This window comes from Shewanella sp. KJ2020 (assembly GCF_024197625.1).
Lineage (GTDB): Bacteria > Pseudomonadota > Gammaproteobacteria > Enterobacterales > Shewanellaceae > Shewanella.
On the sequence record NZ_JAKUKD010000002.1, the window covers coordinates 161,512 to 179,810 of the forward strand.

Consider the following 18,299-nt stretch of genomic DNA (forward strand, 5'->3'; position numbering starts at 1 on the left):
TAATGACTTGTCGAACAGAGTCCAACGGATTGCAGATTACTTAACCCGCATACCAGGCTGTGCGCCTTCATGGGGTTCTAGAATCCACAAATCGCTACCACCAGGGCCTGCGGCCAGTACCATGCCTTCTGACATGCCAAAACGCATTTTGCGTGGTGCAAGGTTGGCGACCATTACGGTCAACTTGCCTTCGAGATCCTCTGGCGAGTAGGCCGATTTGATCCCCGCAAATACCTGACGGGTTTCGCCGCCGATATCCAATTGCAGTTTTAACAGTTTGTCGGCTTCGGCCACATGTTCGGCTTTGACGATACGGGCGATACGCAGGTCGATTTTAGCGAAATCATCGAAGTTGATGGTTTCACTGATAGGATCGGTCGCTAATGGGCCCTTAGGCGTTTCTGACGCGGCCGTGGCCTGCAGATTTTCCTTAGAGTCGGCCACCATAGCTTCAACTTTGTCTAACTCAACACGTTGCATCATGGCTTTAAACGGCGCAATTTCGTGGCCCGCCATATCTTGGCCTAAGCCATCCCAAGTTAAGGTTTGTTGGAAGAAGGCTTCAACGTCCTGTGCCAAACGTGGCAACACGGGTTTTAAGTAAGTGACCAAAATGCGGAACAGGTTCAGAGCGTTTGAACAGACTTGATGGGCCGCTTCCTGTTGATCATCTTGCTTCACTAACTGCCAAGGCGCCGCATCTGCCACAAAGCCGTTGGCGATGTCCGCTAGTGCCATGATTTCACGCATCGCTTTACCGTATTCACGGGTCTCATAAAACTCGGCGATTTGCTCTTGCTTGGCTAAAAATGCTTCAGTCAGCGTAGTATCTGCAATTTTTGCGAGCTTGCCATCGAAACGCTTAGTGATAAACCCAGCGGTGCGCGAGGCTAAGTTCACTAGCTTACCGACTAAGTCTGAGTTCACGCGCTGGGCGAAATCTTCCAGATTTAAATCTAAATCGTCGATACGGCTACTGAGTTTGGCGGCGTAGTAGTAACGTAAATATTCAGGATCTAAATGATCTAAATAAGTGCGAGCCTTAATAAAGGTGCCCTTAGATTTTGACATTTTCGCGCCATTGACCGTCACATAGCCGTGGGCATAGACGCTGTTTGGCTGACGATAACCTGAGCCGTGCAGCATGGCTGGCCAGAACAGACTGTGGAAATAAACGATATCTTTACCGATAAAGTGGTAAACCTCGGCCTTAGAGTCCTTGGCCCAAAATTCGTCAAAGCTTAGCTCGGGGCGTTTATCGCAGAGGTTTTTAAAGGAACCCATATAGCCGATAGGCGCATCTAACCAAACGTAGAAGTATTTGCCCGGTGCATCGGGGATTTCGAAACCAAAGTAAGGTGCATCACGGGTGATATCCCATTGCTGCAGACCTTGCTCGAACCATTCGTCGAGTTTATTGGCCATTTCGACTTGCAGTGCGCCAGAGCGAGTCCACTCTTTTAGCATGCCTTCGAAGGCAGGCAGGTCGAAGAAGAAGTGTTCAGTGTCTTTCATCACTGGGGTTGCGCCAGAGACCGCCGATTTGGGGTTAATCAGTTCGGTTGGGCTGTAAGTCGCGCCGCAGGCATCACAGTTATCGCCGTATTGATCGGGCGATTTACACTTAGGGCAAGTGCCTTTAACGAAGCGGTCCGGCAGGAACATGGATTTTTCAGGATCGAATAACTGAGAAATGCTCTTGCTCTTGATATAGCCGTTAGCACGCAGTTTTAAGTAAATATCACTCGCCAGCACGCGGTTTTCATCACTGTGGGTGCTGTGATAGTTATCGAAGGCGATATTAAAATCGGCGAAATCCTGCTGATGCTCTTTGTTCACTTGAGCGATCATCTCTTCAGGCGCCATACCTAATTGCTGCGCTTTGAGCATGATCGGCGTACCGTGGGCGTCATCGGCACAAATATAGTGGCACTCATGTCCACGCAGTTTTTGATAACGCGACCAGATATCCGTCTGTATGTATTCCAGCATGTGACCTAAATGGATCGGTCCGTTCGCGTAGGGAAGTGCGCTGGTCACGAGAATTTTACGTTGTGAAGTTGCCATCTTGTCTCAAATATCGTGGTGGGCCAAAAATATTGGTAGAGATACTAACCGATTACAGGATGATTTTCATCAAAACCTGAGTCAATTGAGCTAAATCTGCGCTAATGTTTTTGTCATTATCTGGTACACTTGGGCAAATTTATTGGTGGGGGTAATGCTTTTGTCTTCAACTCAAACTGATTATCGTTTAAATGACGATCTTCTCGGGCCTGTTCTGGCTATTCTCGATGCTTATATCGACCCGTATTTAAGTCAAGGATTAGTGAGCGCAGGATGCGTGAATAAATTAGCGATAGAAGGTAAGCGGTTACAGCTTGGCTTAGTCTATCCATATCCTTGTATGACCCAGTATCGCGATACTGTCATGGCGCTGACCAACAAGTTAGCGGTACTCGATGCTATCGATGAAGTCGAATGTGAAATCGATTTTCAACCTAAGGTGTATTCCGCCATTGCCTCCATCGCGCCGATTGCCAATGTGAAGCAAGTGATTGCCGTCGCGTCCGGTAAGGGCGGTGTGGGTAAATCAACCACGGCGGTCAACCTTGCCTTGGCACTGGCAGCAGAAGGCGCCCAGGTCGGCATTTTAGATGCCGATATTTATGGCCCGTCTGTTCCCTTAATGTTGGGTATCCCCAATTTCAGACCCGTTTCTCCCGATGGTAAGCATATGACCGCGGCCTCAGCCCATGGTATTGCCGCCCAGTCGATAGGCTTTATGTTAAGTGGCGATGAAGCGGCTGTGTGGCGTGGCCCAATGGCCGCGGGAGCGTTAGCCCAGTTACTCAATGAAACCCAATGGCCTGAGCTGGATTATTTAGTCGTCGATATGCCACCCGGGACTGGGGATATTCAATTAACCCTGTCGCAAAAAGTGCCGGTGAGTGGTGCTGTAATTGTGACTACGCCGCAGGATATCGCGCTGGCCGATGCCAAGAAAGGTATCACTATGTTCCAGAAAGTGAACATTCCTGTGCTGGGCATCGTCGAGAACATGAGCTTCCATTTATGCCCAGAGTGTGGCCATAAAGAACACCCTTTTGGTACGCACGGTGGCAGTAAAATGGCCGAGCGTTATCAAGTACCACTATTAGGCGCCTTGCCGCTGCATATCAATATCCGTGAAGCCATGGATGTCGGTGCACCGACAGTGGTAGCCGACCCCGACAGTGAAGTCGCGGCGCTTTACCGGGAAATTGCCCGTAAAGTGGGCGCCGAATTGGCACTTAAGCAGAGCCAAAAATCAGTTTCTATTAGCATATCAGATGATGAGTAAGGTTTAAGGGTATGAATTCTCAGCAGTGTGTCATTATTGCAATTGCTGGCGCGTCAGCATCGGGCAAGAGTTTAATTGCCAAAACGATTTTTGACGAATTACGCCGCGATTTAGGCACAGATCAAATAGGGGTAATTAATGAAGACGCGTACTACCGCGATCAGAGTCATTTATCCATGGATGAGAGGGTATTAACCAATTACGATCATCCAAAAGCGTTAGACCATCAACTGCTATGCACCCATTTACAGTTGCTTAAGTCTGGCGAAGCTGTTGATATCCCTTGTTATAGCTATACCGAACATACACGTACGGCTGAAACAGTGACAATGACACCGAAAAAAGTGATTATTTTAGAGGGCATTCTGTTGCTGACCGATCCTAAATTGCGCGCCTTGATGGATGCCAGTGTGTTTATGGATACGCCGCTGGATATTTGTTTCCTACGCCGTTTAACCCGTGATGTGGCCGAGCGCGGCCGTACGATGGAATCGGTGATCTCACAGTACAAGAAAACCGTGCGTCCTATGTTCCTGCAATTTATTGAACCTTCAAAACAATACGCTGATATTATCGTACCGCGCGGCGGCAAAAACCGTATCGCGACCGATATTTTAAAGACTCGTATTCAACATCTACTGGCAAAATAACGACATAAAAACTCAGGGAGTAATAGGTAAGATGCGCTTAACCGATATCGAAATTGAACAGGCCCTTGATAACGGCACTATCGTTATAGAACCTCGCCCAAGCACAGATGCGATTTCTGGCGTCAGTGTGGATGTGCGCTTAGGTGGGCAATTTCGCGTCTTTAAGGATCATACCGCGCCTTTTATTGACTTGAGTGGTCCGAGTGTTGAAGTGCAGGCGGCGCTCGATCGGGTGATGAGTGAAATTATCGAAATCCCCGACGGCGAAGCCTTCTTCCTGCATCCCGGTGAATTGGCGCTCGCCGTGACCTATGAGAGTGTCACTCTGCCTGCTGATATTGTCGGTTGGCTCGATGGTCGCTCATCACTGGCCCGTTTAGGTTTAATGGTGCACGTGACGGCGCACCGTATCGATCCGGGTTGGCAGGGTAAAATTGTGCTCGAGTTTTATAACAGCGGCAAATTACCTTTGGCGCTGCGTCCACGTATGACCATAGGTGCGCTTAACTTTGAACGTTTGAATCATGCGGTTGCACGCCCCTATAACACCCGTAAGAGCGCCAAGTACAAAGATCAGCAAGAAGCGGTGGCTAGCCGTATCAGTCAGGACTAATCCTTGATTTGGGTTAATGGGGTATCACAGGCAAGCATTGCGCCTATGGACAGGGGACTTGCCTATGGTGATGGCCTATTTGCAACCATGCGAACGGGGGTGGATGGTATTCTGTTTTTTGAGGCCCATCAAGTGAGATTAACCGCGGGTGCCGCTAGGCTAGGGTTTGACTGGCAAATGAGTCCAGCCCTTGCCGAGCAGCTCATTACTTTAGCCGAGCAGTATCCACACCACTGCATCAAATTGTTAATCACTCGGGGTGTGGGTGGCAGAGGCTATGCGCCGCCCGAGCAGGTTCAGGCGACCGAAGTTGTTTCAGTTCATCCCATTCCAGCCCATTATACCGCGTGGCAAGAGCGCGGCATTCATCTTAAAACCTCCCCAGTGCGTTTAGGTCACCAGCCCTTGCTGGCGGGGATAAAACACCTTAATCGCCTCGAGCAAGTGCTGATCCGAACCCAGCAGTTGCCTGATGGATATGAGGATTGGTTGGTGCTGGACTGCATGGATAGGGTGATTGAGTCATCAATGGCTAACATCTTCTTTATTAAGGGTAACCAGGTAGTCACGCCGTCACTTGAACTCTGCGGTGTCGCGGGTGTGATGCGTGAGCAAGTTATGCTAGCCTTACTGGCACAGCAGATGAATATCGATTGTTTGCCCTTTGACGCCGAGCAGTTAGTGGAGTTTGACTCGGCGTTTATTACTAACAGCGTCTTAGGAGTCGTGGATGTGCTAGCGATCGATACGCACACATTTACCCGTGCTCCCATTACCGCGCACCTTAGACAAACACTTTCACTCATACTATGAAAAAACTCATTCTAATCGCCAGTTCAACCCTGTTGACCTTGCTTACCTTAGCTTGCTTGGCTGGCTATTGGGGCTATCAAACTATTATCGATTACAGCCAAACCCCACTGGGCCTAACTGAACCTAAAGAGCTCACCATCGCCCGTGGTACGAGCGTAAATCAGTTGGCCTCACAATTGGAGGCCGAGGGGGTGATCCAGTCAACATGGAAACTCAAGTGGTTACTCAAGTTTCGCCCCGAGCTGGCAAAAATCCGCACTGGCCTGTATGAGATGGCACCATCACAGACTATTGTCGATTTACTCAATGATTTAGTGGCGGGTAAGGTTAAAACCTTTAGTCTGACTCTGGTCGAAGGTAAAACCATTGCAGAGTGGGAACAACAACTCGCTAGCGCCCCACACCTACAATTAACCCCAGAGGTTTTCAGTGCTGTATTGATGGAGCAGGGTGATGACTCGGCACTGCCAGAGGGTAAGTTTTTCCCCGATACCTACCATTACACCGCTGATAGTGATGCTAAGGTGATGCTAACTCAAAGTTATAAAATGATGGAGCAGGAACTCGCGAAAGCCTGGGCGGAACGTGTACCCGGTTTACCGTTAAAATCGTCCTATGAAATGCTGATCTTGGCCTCGATTGTCGAAAAGGAAACAGGCCAAGCCTTTGAGCGCGATCAAATAGCCGGTGTTTTTATCAATCGCCTGAATTTGGGTATGAAGCTGCAGACGGACCCCACTGTCATTTACGGCATGGGAGACAGATTTAAAGGCAATATTACCCGCAAGGATTTAGTCGAAGATACGCCGTTTAACACCTATCGTATTTTCGGTTTGCCACCAACGCCGATCGCCGCACCGAGCAAGGCTTCATTACAGGCAGTATCTAAACCTGCTAAGGTGAGTTATTTGTATTTTGTATCGCGCAACGATGGCACTCACGTATTTTCGAGCACCTTGGAAGAGCATAATCGCGCCGTCGATATTTATCAGAGAAAGAAAAAATGACCCAAGCATCCGCTAAATTCATCGTTGTTGAAGGACTTGAAGGCGCAGGTAAATCGAGTGCAATCGCCCTTATTCGTGATTTTATCGAGAAGCACACCGGCCTTGCCCCTGTGTGTACCCGTGAGCCGGGTGGCACGCCGCTGGCCGAGCGCATTCGTGATTTAGTGAAAATTGCCGACCCAAACGATCCCCTGTGTGATGAGTCTGAATGTTTATTGATCTATGCCGCCAGAGCGCAACTGATCGCCAATGTGATCAAACCAGCCCTTGCGCAAGGCAAGTGGGTACTGGGGGATAGGCACAATCTGTCATCCTTAGCCTATCAAGGTGGAGGACGCGGTTTGATGCCCTTAGTCGAAGCAGTCAGTCACGCGACCCTAAAAGGCTTTAAGCCCGACTTAACTCTCTATCTCGACCTTGATCCAAAGCTTGGGCTTATGCGCGCGGCAAAGCGGGGCGAACTTGACAGAATCGAGCAGCAAGCGATTGATTTTTTTGAACGGGCTCGGGCAACCTACCTTAGACTTGCCAGTGAAGATGATAGCATAGTGGTTGTCGATGCGAGTCAAACTATGGCCGAAGTGCATAAGGATATCTTGGCCGTGTTACAGGCAATGGCATGGTAGCCAATAACGGCTTTGATGTGTTAACCCTGCCTTGGCTCGATATGCCAAGGCAAGCATTTTTAACACAGTTGCAATCTCACCAAATACCACATGCTCAGTTAGTGGGGATAGATTCTGCCTATGGTGGGGAATTACTGAGTGTGTTTATGGCCCGCGCCTCCATGTGCCTACAACCTAAGACTGTGGGAGCCTGTGGTCTATGCAAGTCGTGTCAATTATTCGATGCGGGCAATCACCCAGATTTCTATCAAATCGAAGCCGATGGCAATCAAATTAAAGTCGATCAAATTCGCGAGCTTTGTACGCGGCTCACTGCGACGGCGCAGCAAAGTGGTCGGCGTGTGGCGCTTATTCATCATAGTGAACGGCTAAATTCCGCCGCCGCGAATGCGCTACTTAAAACCCTCGAAGAGCCGGGTAAAGACACTTTACTGCTGTTACATTCAGATACGCCCGCACGTTTAATGGCGACGATTAGTAGTCGTTGTCAACGACTTCCCTTTGTGGCGCCGTCTAAGGCTTTGATCAAAAACTGGTTAATGCAGCAATGTCAGATCCAAGAGGATGTGACTTGGTGTTTAAGTGTGGTGGGCGGCCCGTTAACATTAGCTAAGAGTTTAGTTGCTGAGGGCACACAACCGAGCCGTTATCAGGTTTTGCTGCAATTTCGCAAAGATTGGGCGCAAAGTTTGTCGTCCGGTCATCTGTGTGCTAGTTTGTTAACCATTAGTGAACTACAAATAATTGATGCACTTAAGGTTTTATACCTGCTTTTACGACAAATTTTATTGAAGAACAGCCACCAAGATGCGTTTATCCAAGCGCAAATAGGGAATTTGGCGGCAAAGATCATGGGAATGTGTCATAACTTAAGTACAATGCCGACCGTCAATTATTTGGGCTTGTGTCAAAGTTATGTCTTAGAATATAAAGAAATAACAAATAAGTAGCACGCCATGGTAGATCTCGTCGTTAATTTTGATACGTTACATCAGCTATACCGCGCCTATATGCCTTTTATTAAGCCCGCGGGTTTGTTTGTCACAACTAGCGAGAGCCACTATCTAGGTCAACCCCTGACCATTGCCTATCGTTTGCCTGGAGCGACTAGCACCAATGAATTTCGTGGCGTAGTAGTTTGGATCAATCCCTTAGGTGCTTCGGGTGGCCGCCCCGTTGGGATAGGCATTAAAATCCTCTCTGAGCCCGATAGTCATAAACATCACATCGAAAAACTACTTTCCCGCGAGCTTGCTTCTGGCGATTTAACCTGCACTATGTAATCGCGGGATTGCTTTAGGGCGAGTTAGGCATTTGACCTCGATCCCTTGGCTGGGTATCCTTGTCGTCCTTTTGTTTCTCTGCTTGGAAATTGCTGTGCTTATTGATTCACACTGCCATCTCGATCGCTTGAAAGCGGCGCCCGATCAACAAACCCTAGAACAGATCCTTGCCAATGCTAAGGCCCGTGGCGTGGACTATATGTTGTGCGTCAATGTGCGCCAGCAAGGGTTTGAATCGATGCGAGATAAAGTTGCTGCCTTTGAGCAGGTCTTTTTATCATCGGGTGTGCACCCATTAGACGTTAAAGAAGGTCTGGATATTGACCAAATTCGCCGTTTTGCAACCGATGCAAGAGTGGTCGCTATTGGGGAAACGGGCCTAGATTATTTTTATGCCGATGAAACCAAAGCCCTGCAACAACAATGTTTTGAGCAACAAATTGCCTTAGCGGTTGAAGTAAATAAACCTTTGATTGTGCATACCCGTGATGCACGTGAAGACACCATCAATATGCTCAAGCAGGGCAACGCGGATAAGGTGGGCGGTGTACTGCATTGCTTTACTGAAAACTGGGAGATGGCGAAAGCAGCCATTGACCTTGGTTTTTACATTTCAGTATCAGGCATAGTCACCTTTAAAAATGCCGGCGAGCTGCGTACCGTGATCCGTAAGGTACCTAAGGATCGATTATTGGTTGAAACGGATTCGCCTTATTTAGCGCCTATTCCTCACCGTGGGCAAGAAAATCAACCCGCCTATGTGCGCGATGTGGCCGAGTTTGTGGCCGAACTGAGAGGTGAGCGTTACGAAGCGCTTGCCGAATATACCAGCAACAACTTCTTTAATTTATTCAAAGATGCCGCACGTTTAGTCGGGCGTTAACTTATACCAATCATATTAATAATATAAAGCGGATTTCCCAGCGATAAAAAAAGGCCCAAAACGATTCAGCTGTTTGGGCCTAGGGGAATGGCTCGTTGAAGAGCCGTGCGCTACAGGTGAAAGCACCATGCAGTGTGCTTTACAATAGACTCAGTGTAGTTGAGCTTTAGCCCTAGAGGCGCTTTCTCCTTTCCCTTTTTTAGGTTATTTATCGCTAAAAAACAGCGCAACTATAACGATTTTGTCTGTTCTGGCAACAGTAATACCTTATCTTTCACTAAGTCTCTGGGCAGATTGTTTTTTAACTTATTGCCTAAATGTTTCGCCATGCCTAAAGGTGCGCCGCCATAACAGACGATAACTTCGCCTTGGGCTTTCACTGGCGGATTTAGCGGAATATCTCGCCCCATCAGATACTCTTTTGCTTCAACATCACTCACATCGACTGTTTTTGCGTTTGGGCTAAGCTGTTTTCCCGCTAAGGCAATAATCGCCTCATGGCGAACTTTAAAGCCATGCTTGCTATGGTCTGCAAGTTTTATACCTATGCGTTGAAAGCGCATGCGGCCGATAAAAGCATTGAATTCTTTCGGAAACAACCAAAATTCATCGTCGCGCACCATAATAAGATCATCGGGCAAACTTATGCCTAAATCCTGCTGAAAATAGTCTTTGATCCCTTGGGCTTGTTTCGCTGACGCGGGGACAAAGGGGAAGTTTTTCTGCAGTGTAGGCTCAGGTTGTAACCGCGGCACTGAGGCGGTTTTGGTTAATTTTGCGACAAAAAAACCTTCACTGTCGTAAATTTGCGGCCAAACGTGCAAAAAGCCTTCTGGCGTAGTAGCTTTTTCGGCGCCATCAAACAATTGGCTTAAGGATTCAAATTGCACCGCATCGGGATATTGTTGTTTGAGATACTCGCACACACCTTGGTTTTCGCGGCGATTTAAGGTGCAGGTTGAGTAGACCAAACTGCCGCCGGGTTTGAGGGCGATAAACGCCGATTCGATTAAGGCTTTTTGGGTTTCACTAATGGCCAACACATCGTCTAGGCTCCAATGTTTGAGCGCATCAACGTCTTTACGTACAGTGCCTTCGCCGCCGCAGGGGGCATCGATAAGCACGGCATCGAAACTTTCATACAGGTATTCGCCAAATACTCGGCCATCGAAATGGGTGAGGGCGCAGTGGCTCGCACCCATGCGCAGCACATTGGCGTGCAGTACTTTCACGCGGCTTGCCGAATACTCATTAGCCACCAATAAGCCTTGGTTTTGCATCAATGCAGCCATTTGCGTGGTTTTAGAACCTGGGGCAGAGGCGAGATCGAGTACGTATTGCCACTTTGCACTAGGCGTAAAGAGTGCATTCGGCGTAAAAAGTGCGGTCGGTGGCAACATAGAGCTGGCTTCTTGAATGTAGAATAGGCCCTGAATGTGCTCTAAGGCATTGCCGAGTTGTTCTTCTTCGTCGTAACTGATCCAAAATCCGTCTTGACACCAAGGAATAGGATCGAACGTCCAGCCCTTAGGTTGCATCAAGGTCTTAAAGTCATCGCTGCTGATTTTTAAGGTGTTGACCCGAATTGAACGTCTAAGCGGCCTGTCGCAGGCGGCAATAAACTCGTCCATGGATAAATGGGTGGGGAGTTCTTGGGTGATAGTATCGATAAAATTTTGATTTAATTGGACCATTGATTTCATTGAACCATAGGAAAATAGACTGTGTATCAACTGGCGCGAGTATATCATAATCCCTTATTGGGTCTGAGATTTTATCCCAAGTGCCTAAGCCATAACGGTGATTTAAGGTTTATGCACTGGCGATTTCTGCAATATTAGAATGCGTCGCCATAACGCTAGCACTCAGTAGCTATAAGCTTATAGAATAAAAACAAATAAAAAGAAGGGGATTTGTGTGCTAAATCGCGTGTGGTTAGCTTTCTTTATCACGGCATTGCTCGCAATAGCGGTGCAACTGTTCCATGGAAACGTTGAAGTATTGTCTATCTCTGTGGAGGCGTTGTTTAGCAGTGCTAAGCTTGCCGCTGAAATCTCCCTTGGACTGATTGGCGTGCTTTCTCTGTGGATGGGATTGATGCAGGTAGGAGAAAAGGCGGGCGTTGTTGGCGCTATCGCCTTTGTGTTTGAGCCATTACTGCGCCGTTTGATGCCTGAAGTGCCTAAGGGGCATCCCGCCTTTGGCAGTATGACCATGAATTTAACCGCGAATATTTTTGGCTTAGATAATGCCGCCACACCGCTGGGTTTAAAAGCGATGCAGGATTTACAGAGCCTCAATCCGGTCAAAACCGTCGCGACCAATGCGCAAATTCTATTTTTAGTGCTCAATACCTCCTCGGTGACGTTAGTCCCTGTCACTGTGTTTTTGTACCGCGCCCAGCAGGGGGCAGCAGCGCCTGCGGATATTTTTCTGCCGATTTTACTGGCGACCTCGGCATCGACATTAGCGGGCTTGCTGGTTGTGGCCTTGGTACAACGGATTTCCTTATTAAACGCTGTTGTGCTCGGTTATGGGGCTTTGATGCTGGCGGGGTTAGTCGCGAGTGGCTTTTATTTAATGACTTTAAGTGCCGAGGCGATTGGCACAGTATCGACCGTCATGGGCAATGGGGTGTTACTCTTACTCGTATTTGCCTTTGTGCTGGTGGCGGGTATTCGTAAGGTCGCGGTTTATGACGAGTTTATCGAAGGCGCCAAGGCGGGATTTGCCCAATCCATCCAGCTTATTCCCTATCTGCTCGCCATGCTGTTGGCGATTGGATTGCTGCGCGCATCCGGCGCCTTGGATTATCTGTTGCAGCTCATTGCCAGCGGTGTGCGCTTATTGGGATTTGACACCCGTTTTGTCGATGCGATGCCGACCGCATTGATGAAGCCTTTCAGTGGCTCGGGCGCAAGGGCCATGATGCTCGAAACCATGGAGCACCATGGTGTGGATTCCTTTGCTGGGCGTTTAGCGGCGATTTTTCAGGGCAGCACAGAAACCACATTTTATGTGTTAGCCGTGTATTTTGGCTCCGTGGGGATACGCCATGGTCGCCATGCCTTGGCCTGTGGATTAACCGCGGATTTTGCCGGGATCAGCGCCGCAATTGCAGTTTGCTATTGGTTTTATGGTTAACAGGATGGTAAGGGTCTTGAGCGCCTGGAATGTGCTAATAGAATGGTGAGAAGCTAAAAATCAATCAGGCGCATAATGAGCCTGATTGATTTGTAAGAGTTTTAATATTAGGGCTTTGGTAAGTATTTTAATGAGAAGGATTATTGGGCTGGCGCCCATTCTTGCCATTCATTTTCGGCTTTGTGTTGTAATCTAAATACCGTTCCCGTCACCAAGCGATTATCGTCTTGTGTCGTGTCCTTCGTCGCCACATTGATGCCGCCCGCGAGTAAGGTTTCCAGCGAGCCAGTTTCAATTTGCGCCCCCGAGAAGAGGCCCACATCCACTTTAATTCCTGAAGCATCCCAGAACTGACTGCTTTGGTTCACTAAGTGACTGTACTGCGGCTCGATATGGGCCTGCATTAACACACTATTGCCTTGAGTTGATAGACCATAACCGTCGATTTGGCCGACTTTAATGCCCCGGAAGAAAATGGGGCTACCTATCTTCATCGAGCCTAAATTCGTATCTTCTAAGGTAAATTTAAGCGCATCCTCTGGAACATTGGCATAACTGCCCTCAACCATATTGGCAGTAAATTGGGTTGTTTTTTGCCCATTTTTACCCGGTAATACGCTAATGTAGGGACCGGTGATTAAGGTTTCTGGCGCTTTGATCCCCGCGAGGGAAATTTGCGCTTCCACCACATAATACTCACAATCGCTGCGACTAAAATGCTCGGCATATTCGCCATAGAGGTAAGCGGTGGCGGTTAGGGTATTCAGATCTGTGTTTAATTTAACCTGTGAGACTTCACCCACTTGATGGCCTTGATAGCGAATCGCGGCCTTCGCTGCCAGTTTAGCCGAGGCGGGTAGGGTGAGACGAATAGCCTGTGCCTGTGCTAATGCGAGTTGTTGATTCTCGTACAGTTTGAGTGCAGCAGTATTTGGCCCTGTGGTGGTTTTATCAAGCAGCCCTAAGCTGATACTGCCTTTTAATGCACCTTGCAGAGGGGATAAGGCGACGTCTATGCCAGCAAGGCTGGCGCTGATATCAAGGGCACTGTTACGCCAAAACACCTTAGGTTTTTGCAGCAGAGGTTGAAACTGCTTATCAATAGCCAGTTTAATGGCGAAGTCTTCACTCTTACTTTGCCAGTTGACGGATTCTACAGTACCAATTTGCATCTTCTTATAGTAAATCGGTGAGCCTTGACTCACATCGGCGCCATCCTGACTTATCAGCGTTAAGTACACGCGATGTTGGCGTTCAAAATATGCGTCGGCGGCTTCAATTGAACTAAAGAGCGAAAGAGGAGTATTCCCCGCGAGCGGCGTCTTACTGTTACCAGGGATCAGACTAATGGCTCCTTTTGTTAGCGTGGCAAGATCCCTTGTCTTGACCGAAACGCCCTCGAGGGAGGCGTCGATACTCAGGGCCGACTCGGGGACGAAATAACTGTCACTGCGAACTAAACTGGCAAACTCGGGTTGCAGCTCGAGTCGATACTCCACCGCCGATAGGTCTTGGGTTAAGTTAACCGAGAGCACTCGACCAATAGGAAGCTGTTTATACCGAACTTCGGCGCCCGCAGTCACCCCCATGTTTTCAGCGGAACTTAAGGTCAACAGGCGCTTTTTAGATTGCATTAAATCCGGTGCACTTGATTGCAGGGCGAAACTTGCTGGCAATGTAGTGTTAGCACTGGTGCCCGGGAGAAAATTAATCACACTGCCAGTGAGTAACCGTTCTGGGTTTTTGATCCCGGAGAGGGAAATATCGGCGCCCTCAAGCCAAAATATGCCATCACTGGTCAATAAATGGGCATGTTGGGGCTCGAATTTAGCCACTGCGGTAACGCCATTTTCAGAGAGCTGTTTACTTAAAATACTGCCAATGGTGATACCGCGGTAAACAACGTGAGTGCCATTATTTATCCCATTACCCTGCGCCATGGTTAGGTTGACTTCAACCCCACCTAAGGCGCTGATCTCAGAGTCGAATAATGCAAAACTATCACCATTTTGTGCCGTGGGGGCTTTTTCGTCCGAGCTGAAGCTAACACCGCCAGCCAGAATGGACGCTAAACTCTCTGAGCTGACTTTAACGCCAGACAGGGATGCATCAATCTTCACGCCTGAGACGTTCCAAAAGTGGGAGTTTTTCTTCACTAAACTAGCGTATTGCTCTTGAATAAAGGCACTGATAATGACCCTAGCATTGCCATCTAAACGGTAGCTGACAACGCTCCCAACGGGAATTTGGCGAAAGAAAATTGGCGAACCTACGTCTAGTGAGCCAAGTTTATCCGAGGTCAATTCGACCATCACCCCCTCTGAACCGACCTGCATGGGTGGTGGTTGGCGCTCAGCCTCAAAGAAAGCGGTAGAGTTACCTTTGCCTGGTTGAATGGCGATGTAGTTACCCGAAAACAGTGCATCTAAGCCTTCAACGCCGGTGATACTGGCTTTAGGCGTGACTAACCAAAATAAAGTGTGTTTATTTAAGAAAGGCTTAGCGCGATAATCCATCATGACTTTGACATTGACGCCCTTGAGATCCTCATCGATACCAATATCTTTGACTTTGCCGACGGTTAACCCTTGGTATTTGACTAAGGTTTTACCCACCTCAATCCCAGTAGCGCTCGGAAAATGGATTTGAATTTCAATTCCTGATTCTTTTATGCTCTTTATCCCCAACCATGCGCCGAGGACGAGCGCAACGATGGGAAGTAGCCAAATAGGCGAAAAGAGTTTTTTCTTTACAACTTTTGGCGATTCAATTTGTGTCATCTTGAGGTTCCAATCGATCCCAGAGTAAACGAGTATCTAATACTTTTGCGGCAAGCTGAGTCAGCAAAATAACCAATGCAAATGCCGTCGCCGCGGGGGCGGGTTTGGCATCGAGCAACTGCCCCATATTGACGAGGGCAACCGTGAGTGAAATAACAAATAAATCGAGCATAGACCAACGGCCAATCCACTCGATCACATGAAATCCCACCATTAACTTCTTCTTTGAAATCGGCAGATTAAAACTGATGGCGCACAGATACGTGGCAAGCCCGATGATTTTAACCCAAGGCACTAAAATACTGGCAATAAATACGATGATGGCGATGGGGAGCATGTCGGACTGTACTAAATGGACAATGCCGGAAAAAATTGTGTCGTGACGAACTTGCCCCTGATTAGTCAACATAGTAATAGGGTACAAGTTGGCTGGGATCAGTAAAATTGCCGCTGTGATGAGTAACGCCCAACTTTTTTGCAAACTGCCATAATCACGGATCTGCAATACAGACTCACAACGTTGACAATGGGTGCTATCACTCGTGTTGAGTTGCCGACAAACGCGGCATAAACACAGACCTAAGTCGATTCCTTGTTGTTTCATGCTAACTATGCCTATCCAATAGCGTCCACATATGCTCGAGATCGTACTCCCGTTGTAAAAAGAGAGTCACAAGAAATAGCATAGTGAAGCAAAATGTGCCCATTCCAAAATAAATATCCGAAAAATCGGAGAGTTGGAACGACGAAACTAAAAAACTGATGACGTAGATTTCCAGCATAGTCAATTGAGACAGCAGCCCCTGCAGCTTTAATAATTGTTTTAAACTGCGGCGCCAAAAGGCAATTGAAAGCCCCCATTTTACAATCAATATTTGTGCGAGTATGGACAGGATAAGCAAGCCTGGGCCGATAACGGCCGCCGCGAGCACGGCCAGCCCGACAACCCAATAGCCCTGGTCAAATACGGCGAAGGCCCCTTGGAAAACCGTTGTTGTGCGAATGCTACCTAAGAAGTGGATCTCTAAAACGGGCAAAAAATTAGCTGGGAAATAAAAGATCAATGCTGTGACGCACAAGGCTAACATACCATTGACTGAACAGTATGGAGTGTCATAAAGAGCAGTGCTGCAGCGCGGGCATAGGGCTCTAACCCCAGAAGGTAGGGCTCGTTTCCTAATAGCCAAGTCGCAGGAACGACAGAGGATTACAGAGTTTTCTGCGGTATTTTCATGCATATAAAAATATTAACTTAGCCCCAACATCGCTGCAAATGTGTGAATAGCCGATAAAAGCCAAAGAGTCAGTACCCAAAGCTTAAACCCTCAGGCTCAGCTTATAACTAAAACGGCCTAATAATACAGATTAATCAGAACACTTGCATCACAACTTCAATCTATGTCATTCTGCGCACTGTATATAAAAACAGTGCGAGGGCAGTCATGGCAGTTATTACACAGTTTGTCGTGGTAAGAGAAGGGGTTGAAAAGATGACATTCACATCGAAAAAGGAGGCAGATGCCTACGATAAGATGCTCGATATCGCCGATAACTTGATCCCCTTCATTCAAAAAGCGGAATTAGGTATTGATGAGAGTCTGAGCGAACGACTCGCCTTCTATTTTGCTAACAATAAAGATGAGCTGACGAACTTGCTTAAAGGCGCGGTTCAGGTTAATAGTACGCCAACAAATCAAACCGCAGCGAAGAAAGTGGCCAAAAAGGTGGAAGCTGCCGAATAAAGTGGTTAGGAAATGTCATGAAATCTAAATTTTACGAGTCATTGAACCGCCAAGCTCTTGCCCTATTAGAAGGGGAAGATGATGTTGTGGCGGCAATGGCTAATTTTTCAGCCTTACTCAATGATAATCTTACTGAACTCAATTGGGTTGGGTTTTATGTGATGCGTGGTGAACAACTCGTTCTAGGCCCTTTCCAAGGAAAAGTGGCTTGTACGCGCATTCCATTAGGAAAAGGTGTTTGCGGCAGTGCAGCGTTAGCCGACCAAACCCAACGCGTCGCCGATGTGCACCAGTTCGATGGTCATATTGCCTGTGATTCTGCCAGTAATTCAGAAATCGTGGTGCCAGTCAGAGCTCAAGGAAAAGTGATTGCGGTGCTCGATATTGACAGCCCTGTCTTCGATAGATTCGACGAAGAGGACCAAAAGGGACTGGAATTGCTGGTTAAAAGCTTCGAAAGCTGCCTATTTGATTAATTTGCGTACAATAACGCATAATTCATGGTCGCAATCGGTAGCGTGCGCCTTATAATATGCGCTTGCACCGATTATGCTTACGCTGGCGGCCATGTCATCAATAAGCTTGATATGTTAAGCCGTAAAAAATTGTTAAGTTATGTTTTTTTAACTTTAGTAAATGCGGCGAGAATGCTAATTTGTACCTTGGCTCGATAGTGAGCTTAACCAAGATAAACGACACGTAAGAAGCTGATTTATATCACCTCGAATTCGATGTCCCTTTTTGACTGTGGAAGTAATGATGGAATCAACAGATAAGTTGACCGACACCAATGCAATTTTGGCGTATTTGTATGAAACATTTCCTTTGTGCTTTATTGCTGAAGGTGAAACTAAGCCATTAAAAATCGGATTGTTTCAAGATTTGGCTGAAAGGTTGGCTGATGATTCTAAAGTCAGTAAAACTCAACTGCGAGTGGCCTTAAGACGTTATACCAGCAGCTGGCGTTACCTGAAGTCTGTGAAAGCAGGCGCGCAGCGCGTGGATCTTGATGGTGAGCCTTGTGGCGAGTTAGAGCAAGAGCATATCGATCACGCTCAAGCAATGTTGAAAGAGAGTCAGGATAAAGCGAAGGCAAAACGTGCCGCACAGGCGCCTAGCCCAGCGAAAACGCCAGCCAAACGCGCGCCTAAAAAAGTTGCCGTTCCCCAGCGTCCTAAGACTGAGCGTCCCGCTAAACCTGCTCCAAAAGCCGCACCTGTGGTGAATTTAGTCCAGGCGCAACTCACGGATTTAGCGAAGAAACAACGCGTCAATGTTAAGTTAGGTATGACACCCGTAGCCGGTGTGATCACTGACATTAACAAAGAGGATATTCATGTTCAGTTAGATAGTGGCCTAACCATAAAAGTTAGAGCAGAACATATCCTGCTGTAATCATTTATTAAAACGGAGTA

18 protein-coding genes are annotated in these 18,299 nt (G+C 47.7%); 13 read left to right on the top strand and 5 right to left on the bottom strand.

The features are described 5' to 3' along the window. Window positions 1–36 precede the first annotated feature (36 nt). On the bottom strand, window positions 37–2,067 hold the full coding sequence (gene metG / locus MJO46_RS01015; RefSeq protein WP_253987727.1) for a methionine--tRNA ligase: 2,031 nt from the start codon (window positions 2,065–2,067) through the stop codon (window positions 37–39). A 160-nt stretch (window positions 2,068–2,227) separates the two neighbouring features. Between metG and apbC the strand changes: the two genes are divergently transcribed. The 9 genes from apbC to MJO46_RS01060 all read left to right on the top strand — a co-directional run bounded on the left by apbC (window position 2,228) and on the right by MJO46_RS01060 (window position 9,218). Beyond that, window positions 2,228–3,343: an iron-sulfur cluster carrier protein ApbC gene (apbC, locus tag MJO46_RS01020; protein WP_253987854.1), complete on the top strand. Its 1,116-nt coding sequence runs from the start codon at window positions 2,228–2,230 to the stop codon at window positions 3,341–3,343. A gap of 11 nt (window positions 3,344–3,354) precedes the next feature. Further along, complete coding sequence (gene udk, locus MJO46_RS01025) at window positions 3,355–3,993, top strand: uridine kinase (RefSeq protein WP_007648613.1); 639 nt, start codon at window positions 3,355–3,357, stop codon at window positions 3,991–3,993. Between the two features lie 31 nt (window positions 3,994–4,024). Beyond that, window positions 4,025–4,606 carry a dCTP deaminase gene (gene dcd / locus MJO46_RS01030; RefSeq protein ID WP_007648611.1) on the top strand — a complete coding sequence of 194 codons (582 nt, stop codon included), beginning with the start codon at window positions 4,025–4,027 and terminating at the stop codon, window positions 4,604–4,606. Window positions 4,607–4,609: 3 nt separating this feature from the next. Next, window positions 4,610–5,419: an aminodeoxychorismate lyase gene (pabC, locus tag MJO46_RS01035; RefSeq protein ID WP_253987728.1), complete on the top strand. Its 810-nt coding sequence runs from the start codon at window positions 4,610–4,612 to the stop codon at window positions 5,417–5,419. Next, window positions 5,416–6,426 (top strand): endolytic transglycosylase MltG, encoded by a 1,011-nt coding sequence (gene mltG, locus MJO46_RS01040; protein WP_253987729.1) that lies wholly within the window; start codon window positions 5,416–5,418, stop codon window positions 6,424–6,426. Before pabC ends, mltG begins: the two co-directional genes overlap by 4 nt. Continuing rightward, on the top strand, window positions 6,423–7,052 hold the full coding sequence (gene tmk, locus MJO46_RS01045; RefSeq protein WP_253987730.1) for a dTMP kinase: 630 nt from the start codon (window positions 6,423–6,425) through the stop codon (window positions 7,050–7,052). Before mltG ends, tmk begins: the two co-directional genes overlap by 4 nt. After that, the gene (gene holB / locus MJO46_RS01050; protein WP_253987731.1) at window positions 7,046–8,002 is read left to right on the top strand and encodes a DNA polymerase III subunit delta'; all 957 of its coding nucleotides are present in this window, start codon (window positions 7,046–7,048) and stop codon (window positions 8,000–8,002) included. The genes tmk and holB overlap by 7 nt, the downstream gene beginning before the upstream one ends. A 6-nt stretch (window positions 8,003–8,008) precedes the next feature. Then, window positions 8,009–8,335, top strand: a complete 327-nt coding sequence (locus MJO46_RS01055) for a PilZ domain-containing protein (RefSeq protein WP_198780159.1) — start codon at window positions 8,009–8,011, stop codon at window positions 8,333–8,335. Window positions 8,336–8,429: 94 nt separating this feature from the next. After that, window positions 8,430–9,218, top strand: a complete 789-nt coding sequence (locus MJO46_RS01060; RefSeq protein WP_253987732.1) for a YchF/TatD family DNA exonuclease — start codon at window positions 8,430–8,432, stop codon at window positions 9,216–9,218. A gap of 230 nt (window positions 9,219–9,448) precedes the next feature. On the opposite strand, the gene rsmF is transcribed toward MJO46_RS01060, so the two are convergent. Beyond that, the gene (gene rsmF, locus MJO46_RS01065) at window positions 9,449–10,912 is read right to left on the bottom strand and encodes a 16S rRNA (cytosine(1407)-C(5))-methyltransferase RsmF (RefSeq protein ID WP_253987733.1); all 1,464 of its coding nucleotides are present in this window, start codon (window positions 10,910–10,912) and stop codon (window positions 9,449–9,451) included. 223 nt (window positions 10,913–11,135) lie between these two features. On the opposite strand from rsmF, the gene MJO46_RS01070 reads away from it, so the two are divergent. Then, window positions 11,136–12,362, top strand: coding sequence for a spore maturation protein (locus tag MJO46_RS01070; RefSeq protein WP_253987734.1), 1,227 nt, complete (start codon window positions 11,136–11,138; stop codon window positions 12,360–12,362). Between the two features lie 140 nt (window positions 12,363–12,502). Here MJO46_RS01070 and MJO46_RS01075 read toward each other — a convergent pair whose 3' ends face one another. From MJO46_RS01075 to MJO46_RS01085, 3 genes are read right to left on the bottom strand one after another with little or no spacing between them, the layout of a single operon-like run. Further along, window positions 12,503–15,142 carry an MlaD family protein gene (locus tag MJO46_RS01075; RefSeq protein ID WP_253987735.1) on the bottom strand — a complete coding sequence of 880 codons (2,640 nt, stop codon included), beginning with the start codon at window positions 15,140–15,142 and terminating at the stop codon, window positions 12,503–12,505. Next, on the bottom strand, window positions 15,129–15,746 hold the full coding sequence (locus MJO46_RS01080; RefSeq protein ID WP_198780154.1) for a paraquat-inducible protein A: 618 nt from the start codon (window positions 15,744–15,746) through the stop codon (window positions 15,129–15,131). Before MJO46_RS01080 ends, MJO46_RS01075 begins: the two co-directional genes overlap by 14 nt. Window position 15,747: 1 nt before the next feature. Continuing rightward, a complete protein-coding gene (locus tag MJO46_RS01085) occupies window positions 15,748–16,380 on the bottom strand; it encodes a paraquat-inducible protein A (protein ID WP_253987736.1) in 633 nt (210 codons plus the stop codon). A gap of 204 nt (window positions 16,381–16,584) precedes the next feature. Here MJO46_RS01085 and MJO46_RS01090 point away from each other — a divergent pair, with 204 nt between their 5' ends. From MJO46_RS01090 to proQ, 3 genes are all read left to right on the top strand, one after another. Then, a complete protein-coding gene (locus MJO46_RS01090) occupies window positions 16,585–16,884 on the top strand; it encodes a YebG family protein (protein ID WP_198780152.1) in 300 nt (99 codons plus the stop codon). A 17-nt stretch (window positions 16,885–16,901) separates the two neighbouring features. After that, window positions 16,902–17,360 carry a GAF domain-containing protein gene (locus MJO46_RS01095; RefSeq protein ID WP_253987737.1) on the top strand — a complete coding sequence of 153 codons (459 nt, stop codon included), beginning with the start codon at window positions 16,902–16,904 and terminating at the stop codon, window positions 17,358–17,360. A 283-nt stretch (window positions 17,361–17,643) separates the two neighbouring features. Further along, window positions 17,644–18,279 (top strand): RNA chaperone ProQ, encoded by a 636-nt coding sequence (proQ, locus tag MJO46_RS01100; RefSeq protein WP_198783555.1) that lies wholly within the window; start codon window positions 17,644–17,646, stop codon window positions 18,277–18,279. Window positions 18,280–18,299 lie beyond the last annotated feature (20 nt).

Bases quoted from the DNA above. Each gene is read 5' to 3' on its own strand.
- dcd (WP_007648611.1), top strand. From the start codon at position 4,025: ATGCGCTTAACCGATATCGAAATTGAACAGGCCCTTGATAACGGCACT.
- holB (WP_253987731.1), top strand. From the start codon at position 7,046: ATGGTAGCCAATAACGGCTTTGATGTGTTAACCCTGCCTTGGCTCGAT.
- metG (WP_253987727.1), bottom strand. From the start codon at position 2,067: ATGGCAACTTCACAACGTAAAATTCTCGTGACCAGCGCACTTCCCTAC.
- MJO46_RS01090 (WP_198780152.1), top strand. From the start codon at position 16,585: ATGGCAGTTATTACACAGTTTGTCGTGGTAAGAGAAGGGGTTGAAAAG.
- udk (WP_007648613.1), top strand. From the start codon at position 3,355: ATGAATTCTCAGCAGTGTGTCATTATTGCAATTGCTGGCGCGTCAGCA.
- proQ (WP_198783555.1), top strand. From the start codon at position 17,644: ATGGAATCAACAGATAAGTTGACCGACACCAATGCAATTTTGGCGTAT.
- rsmF (WP_253987733.1), bottom strand. From the start codon at position 10,912: ATGGTCCAATTAAATCAAAATTTTATCGATACTATCACCCAAGAACTC.
- MJO46_RS01085 (WP_253987736.1), bottom strand. From the start codon at position 16,380: ATGCATGAAAATACCGCAGAAAACTCTGTAATCCTCTGTCGTTCCTGC.
- mltG (WP_253987729.1), top strand. From the start codon at position 5,416: ATGAAAAAACTCATTCTAATCGCCAGTTCAACCCTGTTGACCTTGCTT.
- MJO46_RS01055 (WP_198780159.1), top strand. From the start codon at position 8,009: ATGGTAGATCTCGTCGTTAATTTTGATACGTTACATCAGCTATACCGC.
- MJO46_RS01075 (WP_253987735.1), bottom strand. From the start codon at position 15,142: ATGACACAAATTGAATCGCCAAAAGTTGTAAAGAAAAAACTCTTTTCG.
- tmk (WP_253987730.1), top strand. From the start codon at position 6,423: ATGACCCAAGCATCCGCTAAATTCATCGTTGTTGAAGGACTTGAAGGC.
- MJO46_RS01080 (WP_198780154.1), bottom strand. From the start codon at position 15,746: ATGAAACAACAAGGAATCGACTTAGGTCTGTGTTTATGCCGCGTTTGT.
- MJO46_RS01095 (WP_253987737.1), top strand. From the start codon at position 16,902: ATGAAATCTAAATTTTACGAGTCATTGAACCGCCAAGCTCTTGCCCTA.